13 protein-coding genes are annotated in these 12,867 nt (G+C 66.5%); 2 read left to right on the top strand and 11 right to left on the bottom strand.

The window, feature by feature from the left end; all coding sequences use genetic code 11:
• Positions 1-18: 18 nt before the first annotated feature.
• Positions 19-456 carry a MaoC/PaaZ C-terminal domain-containing protein gene (locus V8686_RS12605; protein WP_379706566.1) on the bottom strand — a complete coding sequence of 146 codons (438 nt, stop codon included), beginning with the start codon at positions 454-456 and terminating at the stop codon, positions 19-21.
• Positions 457-750: 294 nt separating this feature from the next.
• On the opposite strand from V8686_RS12605, the gene V8686_RS12600 reads away from it, so the two are divergent.
• Positions 751-2,757 carry a PAS domain S-box protein gene (locus tag V8686_RS12600; protein ID WP_379704661.1) on the top strand — a complete coding sequence of 669 codons (2,007 nt, stop codon included), beginning with the start codon at positions 751-753 and terminating at the stop codon, positions 2,755-2,757.
• Here the strand turns inward: V8686_RS12600 and V8686_RS12595 are convergent, their stop codons facing one another.
• Both V8686_RS12595 and gatE read right to left on the bottom strand, forming a co-directional pair.
• A complete protein-coding gene (locus V8686_RS12595; RefSeq protein ID WP_379704659.1) occupies positions 2,758-3,144 on the bottom strand; it encodes an SHOCT domain-containing protein in 387 nt (128 codons plus the stop codon).
• Between the two features lie 257 nt (positions 3,145-3,401).
• Entirely contained in the window at positions 3,402-5,270 is a 1,869-nt protein-coding gene (gatE, locus tag V8686_RS12590) for a Glu-tRNA(Gln) amidotransferase subunit GatE (protein WP_379704657.1), read from the bottom strand.
• 156 nt (positions 5,271-5,426) lie between these two features.
• Between gatE and V8686_RS12585 the strand changes: the two genes are divergently transcribed.
• Entirely contained in the window at positions 5,427-6,356 is a 930-nt protein-coding gene (locus V8686_RS12585; protein WP_379704655.1) for an HpcH/HpaI aldolase/citrate lyase family protein, read from the top strand.
• A gap of 26 nt (positions 6,357-6,382) precedes the next feature.
• On the opposite strand, the gene V8686_RS12580 is transcribed toward V8686_RS12585, so the two are convergent.
• From V8686_RS12580 to V8686_RS12545, 8 genes are all read right to left on the bottom strand, one after another.
• Positions 6,383-6,919, bottom strand: a complete 537-nt coding sequence (locus tag V8686_RS12580; protein WP_379704653.1) for a hypothetical protein — start codon at positions 6,917-6,919, stop codon at positions 6,383-6,385.
• A gap of 44 nt (positions 6,920-6,963) precedes the next feature.
• Positions 6,964-7,662: a DsbA family protein gene (locus V8686_RS12575; protein WP_379704651.1), complete on the bottom strand. Its 699-nt coding sequence runs from the start codon at positions 7,660-7,662 to the stop codon at positions 6,964-6,966.
• A gap of 71 nt (positions 7,663-7,733) precedes the next feature.
• Complete coding sequence (locus V8686_RS12570) at positions 7,734-8,102, bottom strand: VOC family protein (protein WP_379704650.1); 369 nt, start codon at positions 8,100-8,102, stop codon at positions 7,734-7,736.
• A gap of 47 nt (positions 8,103-8,149) precedes the next feature.
• On the bottom strand, positions 8,150-8,848 hold the full coding sequence (locus V8686_RS12565; RefSeq protein WP_379706563.1) for an ABC transporter ATP-binding protein: 699 nt from the start codon (positions 8,846-8,848) through the stop codon (positions 8,150-8,152).
• A gap of 11 nt (positions 8,849-8,859) precedes the next feature.
• Positions 8,860-9,612, bottom strand: coding sequence for an ABC transporter ATP-binding protein (locus V8686_RS12560; protein ID WP_379704648.1), 753 nt, complete (start codon positions 9,610-9,612; stop codon positions 8,860-8,862).
• The gene (locus V8686_RS12555) at positions 9,609-10,724 is read right to left on the bottom strand and encodes an ABC transporter permease subunit (RefSeq protein WP_379704646.1); all 1,116 of its coding nucleotides are present in this window, start codon (positions 10,722-10,724) and stop codon (positions 9,609-9,611) included. The genes V8686_RS12560 and V8686_RS12555 overlap by 4 nt, the downstream gene beginning before the upstream one ends.
• A 1-nt stretch (position 10,725) precedes the next feature.
• A complete protein-coding gene (gene urtB, locus V8686_RS12550; protein ID WP_379704644.1) occupies positions 10,726-11,610 on the bottom strand; it encodes an urea ABC transporter, permease protein UrtB in 885 nt (294 codons plus the stop codon).
• Positions 11,611-11,619: 9 nt separating this feature from the next.
• Positions 11,620-12,864 carry an urea ABC transporter substrate-binding protein gene (locus V8686_RS12545; RefSeq protein ID WP_379704643.1) on the bottom strand — a complete coding sequence of 415 codons (1,245 nt, stop codon included), beginning with the start codon at positions 12,862-12,864 and terminating at the stop codon, positions 11,620-11,622.
• Between the last annotated feature and the right edge of the window lie 3 nt (positions 12,865-12,867).

The raw sequence follows: 12,867 nt of genomic DNA, 5'->3' as shown, positions 1-12,867 counted from the left end.
GCAGCCGGAGCCCGGCACTCACGCTCGTTTGACCAGTACCAGCGCCTCGAGTGCGAGCACCGTCTTCTCGCCGGCCGTCGTCTCGACACCCCAGCGAACGACACCGTAGTCGTCGGTGCCGTCCGACTCGTCGACGCCGTGGACCGTCGAGTGGAGGGTGAGTTCGTCGCCGGGGACGACCGGCGCGGGCCAGCGGAGGTGGTCGAGTCCCTTCGCGCCGAGGACCGCCGTCTCCTCGAGGAAGCCGTCGACGAACAGGCGCATCGACATCGAGGCGGTGTGCCAGCCGCTGGCGATCAGGTCGCCGTAGATGGAGTCGGCCGCCCGGTCTGGATCGGTGTGGAACCACTGCGGGTCGTACCGCTCGGCGAACTCCACGATTTCTGCCTCGGTCACCGCGTAGGTCCCGTGTGATTCGCCGTCCCAGCGGTCGATATCGTCGAGAAAGACCGTCATCGGTTGGTCGTCGGCGGCGGGGGTGAAGTGCGTTTCTGCTTCCCGACGGGACGACGGTGACACTGCCGGCGGTACGTCGATACAGACCGTCACCACTCCGGGGTGGCGACTATCTTGAACCAGATACAGCCGACGGTACGAGCCCCGACAGGCGTGACGCCCCGCACCCGACGCCGACGAATCGCGGGCGCAGGCGGACGTCCGGTTCTACGACGTGGCGCCACTCAGGACGTCGATTTCACGAGTGATACTCCACACGTAAGGAATTAGTGGCGGCGCCGACATCGGCCGCCAATGGCAGATTCGGTCGGCGATGGAATTTGCGTGCTGTACGCGGACGACGACGCTGACGCGGCCGAGTCGACGGCGGCCGTTCTCGAACGCGAGGCGGGGTTCACCGTCGAGACGGTGGGCGACGCCAGGACGGGACTCGCTCGTCTCGACGCCCGCGACATCGACTGTGTCGTCTCGGACTACGAGTTGTCGGATCGGACCGGTACCGAGTTCCTCCGCGCCGTTCGCGACCGATCACCTGATCTCCCGTTCGTGCTGTACACGGGAGCGGGGAGCGAGGCAGTAGCCAGCGAGGCCATCTCCGCGGGCGTCACGGACTACCTCCGGAGGGACGGTCACGCGGACGAACACGCGATTCTGGCGAATCGAATCCACAACGCAGTCGAACGATACCGGAGGGAACGTGAACGGCGACACCACCTCGACGCCATCGAGACGGCACAGGAAGGCATCGCCATCCTGAACGACGGCGAGTTCGTCTACGCCAACGAGGCCTACGCGGCGCTGTACGGCTACGACCCCGAGGACCTGGTCGGCGAGGGCTGGGAACGGCTCTACCCCGACGACGAGATGGATCGGATCCGTGAGGAGGTGCTTCCGCGGGTCGAAGCGGAGGGGCGGTGGCACGGCGAGACGACCGGCCTCCGCGCCGATGGGAGCACGTTCGCCGAGGACCACCGCCTCGCGACCACGGACCGGGGCGGACTCGTCTGCTCGGTCCGGGACGTGAGTAACCGACTGAAACTGGATCGGCAGTTCGAGGCCGTCTTCGAGGATCCCCAGATGCTCGTCGGGGTGCTCTCGCCCGACGGCCGACTGCGCAAGGCCAACCGGACCGCGATGGAGTTCGTCGACGCGGACCACGAGGATCTGGTCGGACGACCGTTCTCGGAGACGCCGTGGTGGCCCGAGGAGAGGCGGTCGGAGGTCGAGGCGTGGATCGAGCGCGCGGCTGACGGCGAGTACGTGGAGTACGACGCCACCCACGTCCGCTCCGAGACCGGTCGGCGGAGCGTGAACGGGACCATCCGGCCGGTCACCGACGCGTCCGGAACCATCGTCTCGCTGATCGTGTCGGCGCGCGACATCACCGAGCGCCGCGACCACGAGCGGGAACTCCAGCGACGGAACGATCGGCTGAACGAGTTTACGAGCGTCGTGTCCCACGACCTGCGGAACCCGCTGAACGTGGCGACCGGACACCTGTCAGTGGCTCGTCGGGACGCCGAGTGCGACCATCTCGACGAGACGGCCCACGCTCTCGACCGGATGGGCGACCTGATCGAGGATCTGCTGACGCTCGCCCGGGCTGGCGAACGAGTGAGCGACTTCGAGACGGTGGATCTCGCGGAGACGGTTCGGGAGTGCTGGCGCAACGTCTCGACGACGGGGACCGCCATCGACGTCGAGACGGCGCGGTCGATCCGTGCGGATCGGAGCCAACTCCAGCACCTACTGGAGAATCTCTTCCGGAACAGCGTCGAACACGGCTCGACGGGCAGTCGGAACACAGCCGACGACAGCGTCGAACACGGCTCGACGGGCAGTCGGAACACAGCCGACGACAGCGTCGAACACGGCTCGACGGGCAGTCGGAACACAGCCGACGACAGCGTCGAACACGGCTCGACGGGCAGTCGGAACACAGCCGACGACAGCGTCGAACACGGCTCGACGGGCAGTCGGAACACAGCCGACGACAGCGTCGAACACGGCTCGACCGAAGCGGGGACGGCGGCCAACGGGGTGTCGATCACCGTTGGCGAGTGTGAGGGCGGTTTCTACATCGCGGACGACGGGCCGGGCATCCCCGAAGCCGACCGCGACGCGGTGTTCGAGTCGGGGTTCTCGACGTCGAACGAGGGAACCGGCTTCGGGCTGTCCATCGTGGCGGAAATCGCGGACGCCCACGATTGGGTGATCACCATCACCGAGAGCGCGGCCGGCGGGACTCGCTTCGAAATCACGGGCGTCGTGTCCCCGGCCGACCCTCCCCCGGCCGATTGATCACTCGTCCTCTTCGAGCGTCTGTCGCCGCCGTTCGTACTCCTCGTCGGTCAGGTCGCCACGAGCGTAGGCCATTCGCAGTTCCTCGACGGCCTGATCGGCGCCGTCCCCCCGCCCCGTCAGCGCGCGATAGCCGAGGTATCCGGCGCCGACCAGAACGAGGAGGGTGAGCAGCCGGGAGAGAAGGCCGGCGATCAACACCCAACCCGTCGCCGTCTCCCCGCCCCACGTACCGCCGCCCCACATACCGCCGCCCATCATCGGGCCGCCCATCGGGCCGCCCATCGTGCCGCCGCCCCACAGTGTCATCGTCAGGAGCGGCAGGACGAGCAAGGCACCGAGCACCAGGACGACGATGGTCGTGGCGTCGAGTTCGGTGGACGCCATCGCGCTCACCTCCCCCCCGTGGCCGGTCGCTCGGTGTCGGTGCTCCGCTCCGTCCGTCCGCCGGTCGTCGCTGGCGATTCGCCCCGATTCCTCCGTCCCCGTGTGGTGTATAGTATCATGGCTTGGGTCGGTCGGTGGCGCCGCGTCGTCCCCGACGCCGCCTCGACTGAACATACGGGGTGCCGATTCACGCCGCTTGTTGTTTCTGATCGACAGTTTTCGAGAAAGTTGGGTTCGGAATCGAAGGTTGCCGGTCCTCAGGTCCGCTTGCCGATCTCTTCGCGGAGGACGGTGCTAACGATTTCGCCGTCGGCCTTCCCGCGGAGGGCACCCATACACTCGCCCATGAGCGCGGAGAACGCTCCCATTCCCTCGCTCTCGACCTGGTCGGCGTTGCGTTCGACCACCTCGGCGACGGCCGCTCGCACTTCGCTCTCGGAGACGCCGGAGAGTCCGGCCTCCTCGACGGCAGCCTCGGGGTCGAGGGAGGGGTCCTTCGCGAGGGTCGTCAGCACCTCGTCGACGCCTTCCTTCGCCAGGTCGCCGTCCTCGACGAGGCGGAGCACCCCGAGGAGGTGGTCGTCGGTGAGGCGGTCGACCGGGACGTCGTCGCGGCGGAGTTCGGTCAGCGTCCCCTCCAGCACGCCCGCGGCGAAGGTGGCGTCGACGCCCGCGTCGACCGCTGTCTCGAACAGGGGCATCCGGCGGCCGTAGGCCACCTGTTCGGCCAGGCCGGCGCCGAGGCCGTGGTCGTTCTGATAACGCTCGACCTTCTCCGTCAGGAGCTCCGGCCGCTCGACGTCGCTCGGATCGAGTTCGACCGGCGGCACGTCCGTCTCGGGGTACATCCGCGCCGCACCGGGCAGGGGGCGGAGGTAGCGAGTCGTTCCCTCCTGAGTGGCGTCACGAGTCTCCTCGGGGACGCCTTCGATCCCCGTCCGGGCGCGGTCGGCGACGGCGTCGATGGCCAACGCGGCCGTCCCGGGGTCGTCGGCGACGATGGCGACGGCGTCGTCGGGGCCGGCACCGACCGCCTCACGAAGCGCCGCGACTTCGTCGGCGGTGACGCCGTAGGCGGGGAGTTCGTCCGTGTGGAAGATACCCCCGGCGCCGTGGCGCTTGGCGTGATCGGAGAGTTCGGTGCCGAACCGACGGTCGGGCTGGAGTTCGCGGCCGACGAGGCCGTCGAAGCCGTAGAGGGGGACGGCGGTGACGCGGCCGCCGGAATCCAGGGCACCCCGGATGACGCCGCTGTCGGTGTCTTCGAACACCCCGGTCACGTCCTGCGTGTCGCCGACCGAGGCTCCGCGGTCGGCGAGTTCGGCCGCGATGTCGAGGAGTTCGACCTGACGTTGCACCTCGAGCCGGACGATTTCGTCGATCCGATCGAGCGCCTGGACGCCCTTGATCTCGACGCGGGCGCCGTCGGCGATGGAGACGTTCACGTCCTGGCGGATGGTGCCGAGGCCGCGTTTGACCGCGCCGGTAGAGCGGAGGAGCATCCCGATACGCTCGGCGGCCTCGCGGGCCTGTTCGGGCGTGCTGATGTCGGGACGGGTGCCGATTTCGACCAGAGGGATACCCAGGCGATCGAGGCTGTAGCGGACGCCCGCCTCGGTCCCTTCGACCCGACCGGCGCTCTCCTCTTCGAGGAGGAGGTCCTCGACGCCGACGGGGCCCTCACTGGTCTCGATCCGACCGTCCTGTCCCACCAGCGCCGTTCGCTGGAAGCCGGAGGTGTTCGAGCCGTCGACGACGATCTTACGCATGACGTGGGCCTGATCGACCGCCGTCATGTCCAGTAGGTCGGCGATCTGAAGGGCCACGGAAAGCGCCTCGTCGTCGATCCGGCCCGGCGGTTCGTCGTCCTCCTCGACGAGACAGGTGGTGTCGAAGGCCAGATACTCGAACTCGCGGTCGACACGGCTCTCCTCCACCGCGGCGTCGTCGAGTTCGCCGAGTTCGCTCTTCGTCGGGTGGAGATATCGTGAAAAGGTCCGCGTCGCCTCCTCGGGTTCCCGACGCTCGGTCGGGCACGCACAGAACAGTTTCGTCGCGGTGTCGAGTTGCTGGTGGATCTCCAGCCCCGCGACCAGCCCGAGCGTCTCGTAATCGTACTCGCTCATCGTCGGTATCTCCACCCGGCGAGCCTAAAAGCGTTCAGTCTGCGCGCCGCCGGAGTCGACGGTCGATTCGCACACTCGACAACGGACGAAAACCCGTTCGTCAGACTGCGAAAATACGGCGACTAAGGAATCTTTATCTGGGCGCGAGCGGCTTTTATGGGTGGTGGAAAAATGTCTGAAGACGTAGAACTCCGGCGCACGCAGCTTGCGACGCCGGCTAGCGACCCCGACTTCATGGAGAGCGCCTCGCGGAGCGACGCCGACGAAGTCTTCCTCGACCTGGAGGACTCCGTGGCGCCGAACGCGAAGGCCGACGCCCGAGAACCGCTCATCGAGGCGGCCCAGGAGCACGACTGGTCCGACAAGATCCTGTCGTTCCGCATGAACGGCATCGACACCAAGTGGTGGTACGACGACATCATCGAAGTCGTCGGCCGTGCCGGTGAGTACATCGACGACATCATCGTCCCGAAGGTCGCGGGACCGAGCGACATCCACACGGTCGAGAACCTCCTCGCGCAGGTCGAGGAGAACAACGGCCTGGAGGTTGGCGGCATCGGTCTGGAGCCCCAGATCGAGGACGGCGAGGGGATGCACAACGTCCACGAGATCGCGCACGCCTCCGACCGCCTCAGTTCGATCATCTTCGGGCCGGGCGACTACTCCGCCGCGATGGGGACGCCCGGACTGGACATCGGCCAGTTCCCCGAGTACCCCGGCCACTACTGGCACCACGCGCTCTCGGAGTGTAACTCCGCCGCGAAGAGTGCCGGTCTGCCCTGCATGGACGGCCCGTACGCCGACATCGACGACCCCGAAGGCTTCCGCGAGTCCGCGGAACGCGCCAACATGATCGGCTGCGACGGCAAGTGGGCCATCCACCCGAGCCAGATCGAACTCGGCAACGAAGTGTTCGCCCCCGATCCGGACGTCGCGGAACGCGCCGAACGCATCGTCGAGGCCTACGCCGAGGCGATGGAGGAAGGCAAGGGCGCCGTCTCCGTCGACGGCCAGATGGTCGACGAGGCCACCAACAAGATGGCACAGGACATCGTCGACAAGGCGCAGGCCGCCGGCATCCTCTAGATCGGTCTTCGTTCTTTCGACTCCCGTTATTTTTTCACTTCTACCGGACAACCGCGAATCTCGCCGCCGCGCATCCCGTCCGACAGCCAGTAGATCGAGAGCACCAGTGCCACCAGTGCCAGGGCGGCGAACTCCAGACCGTCGAGGGGCAGGAGCGTCACCAACCCCGCCGCGCCGAAAAGCGACAGGAGGCCGGCGATGACGGCCGACCCACAGGCCGCACAGCCCGCCCCCAGCGTTCCGAGGAGCACGCCGAGCAGGCTCCCGCTGCTCCCGCCCGCCGAGAGTCGGTGTTCGCGCACGTGGTAGGTCACCAGCGCGATGTCGACGCCGACGAGGAGGGCGACCAGGACGACGACCGATCCCGTCACCGGACCGTAGGAGAGGCCGACGAACGGGAACAGTTCGGGCAGAATCGAGGCGGGAATCCGTCCAGCGAGGACGTCACCGACGGTCGCGAGATTCTGGGAGAGGACGAACCCGGTGAGGGCGACGGTGGCGGCGACGAGGGCGACGAGGGCGTAGACGGGAACGCCGAGGACGAGACGGGTCGTCCGTCCCATCAGCCGCCAGTCGTCGCGGCACAGGGGGAGCCGAACCGCCATGCTCACAGATCCAGTGCGCCGGTCACGAAGTCGAAACTGACCGACCCCGTGGCCCGGGTACGGTACGCCCCGTCGCGGAAGAGAAAGACGGTCGGCGTACCGCTCACGTCCGCGCTCTCGCTCGCCGAACGATCAGCCTCAACCGCGTCGGCGTAGGCCTCGTTTTCGGCGTCGGCGACGACGTCCGCGGCGTCGACGCCCGCCTCGGCGGCGAGGAACGATTCGGTCCGGTCGAGGACGTTGTCCGGGCCGAAGGCATCCTGTTCGTCGAAGTAGTGGCCGGCGAGCGCCCAGAACGCGTCCGCGTCGCGCGCGAACGTGGCTTCGAGCGCGTGGATCGCCGGCTCTCCCCACGGGTAGACGACGGGGATCGTTCGGACGACGAACGTCGCGTCGCCGGCGGCGACGAGTTCCGACCGGATCTTCGGGACCGTCTGTCGCTCGAAGGTGGCACACCGAGGACAGGAGGGGTCCTCGAAGGCGACGATGGTGGCCGTCGCCTCGCCGGGAGCGGGACCAAGGGTGGGCTGGGCGTCCAGATTCGTTCCGACGGGGTGGGACGCGAGCGACTGGGCGTCGCTCTCGCCACCACCGCCGTTGCCGCCGCGACTCGACCCCAGACATCCCGCACCGAGCAGGGACAGTCCACCGGCGAGGACCCCGCGACGCGTCGCTCGCCTCGGGGTCGGCTCGTCGTTCATGCAGGGACGGACAGCCCGCGGGGAAAAGACGTTTCGCCGGGTGTGAGTCGTGAGCGCACGACCCCCGTTCCTCACTCCAGCGGTTCGACGAGTTCGACGACGTGGCCGTCGGGATCCTCGATGAAGGCAGTTCGCGCGCCGGCGGCGGGCTGATCGCCCGGTTCCTCGACGACGCCGTAGTGATCGACGTCCTCGAAGACGGCGTCCACGTCGTCGACACCGAGAGCGAGATGGTCCCACGCCGTGCCCTGGTCGAACTCGGTTTCGCCCGCCGTCTCGGAGAGCTGAATCTCGACGCCGTCCGGATCGGCGACGTAGCGGTTCTCCGTCTCGCCGTCGGGCGTCTCGAAGGACCACGACTCCTCGAATCCGAACTGTTCGTAGAACTCGATCGACTCGTCCGCGTCGGCGACGTTCAGACAGACGTGAATCAGGTTCATTCCGTTCGAGAGACGCCTCGCCGCCGACAAAAAGATGGCTGAACGGATCAGACCGCGAGGTAGTCGGCGACGGCGTCGGTGTCCTCGAGGTCGGTGCTGTCGAGTTCCGCCTCGATGCGTCCGTTGTCGACGACATAACACCGTTCCGAGAGTTCGCGGACGACCTGCAGGTTCTGTTCGACGAACAGCACCGTCACGCCGAACTCCTCGCCCATGCGGCCGATGTCCTCGGTTATCTGCTGGACGATGGACGGCTGGATGCCCTCCGAGGGTTCGTCGAGCAACAGGAGGTCGGGGTTGCCGGCGAGCGCCCGCCCGATGGCGAGCATCTGCTGTTCGCCGCCGCTCATCGTCCCCGCCTTCTGTTCGCGCCGCTCGTCGAGTCGGGGGAAGTACTCGTAGACGCGGTCGACGAGTTTCTCCGACTTGTGGTCGCTGATGGAGAGCCCCATCCGGACGTTCTGGTGGACCGTGAGATCCGGGAACACGTCCCGACCCTGTGGGATGTATCCCATACCGAGACGGGCCCGTCGGTTGGCCGGGAGGTCGGTCACGTCCTCCCCGTGGAAGCTGACGGTTCCCTCGTTCGGGGACAGCAGACCGATGACCGTCTTCATCAGCGTGGTCTTGCCGACGCCGTTGCGGCCCATGATGCCGACCGTTTCACCCTCCTCGACCCGGAGGTCGATGTCGCGGAGGATGGGCGTGGTGCCGTAGGAGACGTGGACACCGTCGAACGTGAGTATGGTGTCGCTCATCAGTGTCCCTCCCCGAGGTAGATGCGGCGGACGTCCGGATCGTCCTCGATTTCGTCGATGGTCCCTTCGGCGAACACCTCGCCTTGGTGGAGCACGGTCACCGACTGGGCGATAGCCCGGACGAAGTCGATGTCGTGTTCGATGACCAACAGCGTCACGCCTTGGTCGTTCAGCCGATGGACGTAGTCCGCCGTCCGCTCGGTCTCCTGCACCGACATGCCAGCCGCGGGCTCGTCGAGCAGGAGCAAGTCGGGATCGAGCGCCGACGCCATCGCGATTTCGAGCCACTGCTGCTGGCCGTGGGCCAGGTCGTCCGCGCGGGTGCCGGCCTCGTCCAAGAGCCCGAACGACTCCAGCGTGCTGTCGATTTCGGCGTCGATGTTGTGGTCGACCTCCCGCTGGAGCGGAATGTGGACGTTCTGCCGGACGCTCAGGTCGCCGTACACCGCGGGCACCTGGAACTTCATGCTCATTCCGTTTCGAGCCCGGTCGTGCTGTGAGAGATCGGTGATGTCCTCTCCCCGGTAGAACACCTGTCCTGCCGACGGGGAGAGCTGGCCGACGAGGAGCTTCAGCAGGGTGCTCTTGCCGGCACCGTTCGGACCGATGAGACACCGAATTTCGCCGCTCTCGACGCGCAGGGTCACGTCGTCGACGGCGACGAGGCCGCCGAATTGCTTGGTCAGGCCCTCCGTCCGGAGCAACGCCTCGCCGGTGGCGTCGGCGTTCGTGGTCGTCTCGCTCGTCGTCACGACGAGTCACCCCCGTTCGGAAGCCGGTCCAGCAACCAGGGGAGTCGTGCGTGAATCTGCGGGACGAACCCCTCGGGCAGGCCGAGGATGACGACCAGTAGTAGCCCCCCGAGGATGACCTGTGAGAACCCGCCACCGAAGACGGACAGTTTCTGGGAGATGAAACTGACGACGTATGTGCCGATTACCGCGCCGCTGAGCCACTTACGACCGCCGGTCGCCACCCAGATGATGGGTAGTGCGGCGAAGGTCAGCCCGAACACGCTGGGGTCGATATAGTTCCCCCAGGAGGCGTAGACGACGCCGCCGAAGCCGGCCAGCGCTCCCCCGAGCGTGAACGTGCCCAGCTTGACTCGCTGGGTGTCGTAGCCGAACAGTTCGGTCCGTTCCTCGTTCTCGCGGATGCCGACCATCACGTACCCGATGTCGCTGTTGACCAGGACGCGCAGGCCGAGATACGTCAGGAGGAGCGTCCCGACGACGAAGTAGTAGTACGGCACGTCGGCGATTCTGACGGCGGTCCCGCCGACGCCGAGCGCGAGGCTTGGAATCTCGGTCATGCCGTTGAATCCGCCGAGGCGCGCCGCCCCGATGGCCCACTCGTCGCCCGCGGTCTGTCCCATGAAGGTGTTCAACACGAGGGTGACCGCCAGCGTGATGATTGCGACGTACACGTCGCTTACGCCCCCGTAGAACATGAAGTAGCCGATGAGGAACGCGAAGGCGGCGGCGACGAAGACGGCGACGGCCATCCCGGCGACGGTGCCGAGCGGGCCGGTGATGTTGATGCTGACGACACCGAAGGTGTAGCCAGCGACGCCGTAGAACGCCACCTGGCCGAAGCTGAAGATGCCGGCGTAGCCCCAGACGAGCCCGAGGCTCAGGCCGAGGAACGCCGATGCCAGCAGGAACGCAGTGTTGGAGACGTAGTACGTCGTCCGGAGTGCCGGGTACACGAACAGGAAGCCGACGAGAGCCACGAAGGCGACCCAGAACGCGCGGCTGTTGCCGAGCGTGTTCGGCCCCTCGAGGGCGTTTCGGATCCTGGCGATCGGACCCTCGGGTGTGTCGGCCGTCGACGGCTCGACGCCCGTGGTGGTTTCACCCGCCATCTCAGGCCTCCTCCCCCCGGACCCGGTTCAGCAATCCGGTGATACCCTGCGGGAGGATCCGAATGATCAGGATGGTCGTTATGAGCAGTGCCATCCGCCCCGCGAACGTCCCGAAGAGGTTGGAGAACAGGGCGTTGATCGCACCGAGGAACACGCCGGCTCCGGTCGTCCCGACGAGCACCGACGCGCCGCCGACGACGACGGTGACGAACGCCTCGACGAGGAACGTCGACCCCATGCCAGGGACGAGGGTCATCGTCGGAGCGTACAGCGCACCGGTCAGCCCCGCAAGCGCCGACCCGATGCCGAACGTCAGCAGGTACATCCGGTTGGTGTCGACGCCGAGCGCACGGCTCATCTCCTCGTCCTGAATCGTCGCGCGGGCGCGCGTTCCGAACTCGGTCGCGGTGAACATCCAGTAGAGGACGCCGAGTATCGCGAGGCTGGCTCCCGCCAGCACGAGGCGGTAACTCGAGTAGGAGAACGTGCCGTATCGGACGCTCCCGAGTGGGGTGCCGATGCTGTCCAGCGAGGATCCGAACACGATGCGCAACCCCTGGATCATGATGATGCTGATTCCCCAAGTGGCGACCATCGAGTCGAGCAGGCGTCCGTACAGTCGTCGGATGATGGTGAACTCGAGGATGAGGCCGAAGACGGTGGTGGTGACGACACCGACGACCATCGCGGCCACGAGTGGCAGTCCGGCGTGGTAACTGAGCGCCGTGCCGTAGGCACCGACGGTGATGAACTCCCCGTGGGCCAGGTTGATGACGCCCATCATTCCGAAGATGACCGCCAGACCGATAGCCGCCAGGATGAGAAAGCCGAAGCTGTCCACGAACTGGAGGACGAGATTGAGCAGTTGTGGGAGTATCGCTGCCATCGTGCCCGATTAGACTCCTTCGGGCTCGTACTGGGTCATCTCTTCGTCCTCGCTGGCGCCGATGGTCTCCGTGAGGTCACAGCCCGGGTACGGCGTCTCGCGCAGCCAGTAGGGTTCGACGGCCTGCTGATTCTGGAACGAGATTTCGTGGTCCTCGTCGGCGCGGGCCAGCCGAATCTGGTGGGTGACGTGGTGGGTCTGGGGGTCGGTGGTCACCGTTCCTTCGGGAGCCTCGACCGTGATCGGTTCCTCGTCGAGCGTCGCCAGCACCTCCTCTTGATCGGTCGTCCCCGCCCGCTCGACGGCCTGCTTGTACAGGTACGTCGTGAAGTAGGAGTTCTGGGCCATCTGTCCGACGTACTCGGCGTCCGGGAACCGCTCGTAGAACCGGTCGACGAAGCTCCGGTTCTGGTCGGTAGGAATCTCCTGCATGTAGTTGACGCCGACGTACATGTTGGCGAGTGCCGGCGGGTCGAACCGCAGGTGTTCGTACCCCTGTGCCATGTTGACCGTCGTGGACATGGGAACGTCGAGGCCGGCGGCGTTCTTTTGATCGTAGAACGAGGCGTGGTTCGATCCAACCAGAAGCGTCACCAGCAGGTCCGGGTCCGCCTCTTGGATGCGGTTGATGGTGGAGCCGAACTGGGAGACGTCGAGGGGGATGAACTCCTCGTTCACGATGTTCGCACCGACTTCGTCGGCGATCTTCCGGTACCAAGCGGCGGTGATCTGCCCGAAGTTGTAGTCGGCGGCGATGGTGTAGATGTCGTTCCCGAACTCGTCGGTCAGAAACTCCATCGTCGTTGAAATCTGCTGTTCCGGGACCGCACCCGTACACCAGGTGTAGGTGTCACAGACACCGCCCTCGTACTGGTTGGTGTAGAAGTACAGCTGTTCGTTCTCGTCGACGATGGGTCGGATGGCCTCCCGGGAACTACTCGCGAAGCCGCCGAACAGCACGTCGACGTTGTCACGGTTGATGAGCCGCCGCGCCAGTTCCTGGTAGCGTTGGTTGTCCGACTGTGGGTCGGGATCGATCAGCTCTATCTCCTGCCCGTTGATGCCACCGTCGGCGTTTATCTCCTCGACGGCTAGCCGCTGGGCGTTGTGCTTCTGGATGCCCGTCAGCGCGAAGTTGCCCGACTGGTCCTCCAGTACGCCCATCTTGAGGGTATCCGACCCGCTGCCGCCACCGGTGATCCCCGAACAGCCCGCGGTGAGTGCGATGGTGCCGGCCGCACCGGAAGCCTTCAAAAA

The sequence above is a fragment of the Haloplanus litoreus genome (assembly GCF_045690335.1).
Taxonomy (GTDB): Archaea; Halobacteriota; Halobacteria; order Halobacteriales; family Haloferacaceae; genus Haloplanus; species Haloplanus litoreus.
Note: the sequence above shows the minus strand (reverse complement) of the source record. Positions and strands in the feature narration are given on the sequence as shown.

Bases quoted from the DNA above. Each gene is read 5' to 3' on its own strand.
- V8686_RS12605 (WP_379706566.1), bottom strand. From the start codon at position 456: ATGACGGTCTTTCTCGACGATATCGACCGCTGGGACGGCGAATCACAC.
- V8686_RS12600 (WP_379704661.1), top strand. From the start codon at position 751: ATGGCAGATTCGGTCGGCGATGGAATTTGCGTGCTGTACGCGGACGAC.
- V8686_RS12595 (WP_379704659.1), bottom strand. From the start codon at position 3,144: ATGGCGTCCACCGAACTCGACGCCACGACCATCGTCGTCCTGGTGCTC.
- gatE (WP_379704657.1), bottom strand. From the start codon at position 5,270: ATGAGCGAGTACGATTACGAGACGCTCGGGCTGGTCGCGGGGCTGGAG.
- V8686_RS12585 (WP_379704655.1), top strand. From the start codon at position 5,427: ATGGGTGGTGGAAAAATGTCTGAAGACGTAGAACTCCGGCGCACGCAG.
- V8686_RS12580 (WP_379704653.1), bottom strand. From the start codon at position 6,919: ATGGGACGGACGACCCGTCTCGTCCTCGGCGTTCCCGTCTACGCCCTC.
- V8686_RS12575 (WP_379704651.1), bottom strand. From the start codon at position 7,662: ATGAACGACGAGCCGACCCCGAGGCGAGCGACGCGTCGCGGGGTCCTC.
- V8686_RS12570 (WP_379704650.1), bottom strand. From the start codon at position 8,102: ATGAACCTGATTCACGTCTGTCTGAACGTCGCCGACGCGGACGAGTCG.
- V8686_RS12555 (WP_379704646.1), bottom strand. From the start codon at position 10,724: ATGGCGGGTGAAACCACCACGGGCGTCGAGCCGTCGACGGCCGACACA.
- urtB (WP_379704644.1), bottom strand. From the start codon at position 11,610: ATGGCAGCGATACTCCCACAACTGCTCAATCTCGTCCTCCAGTTCGTG.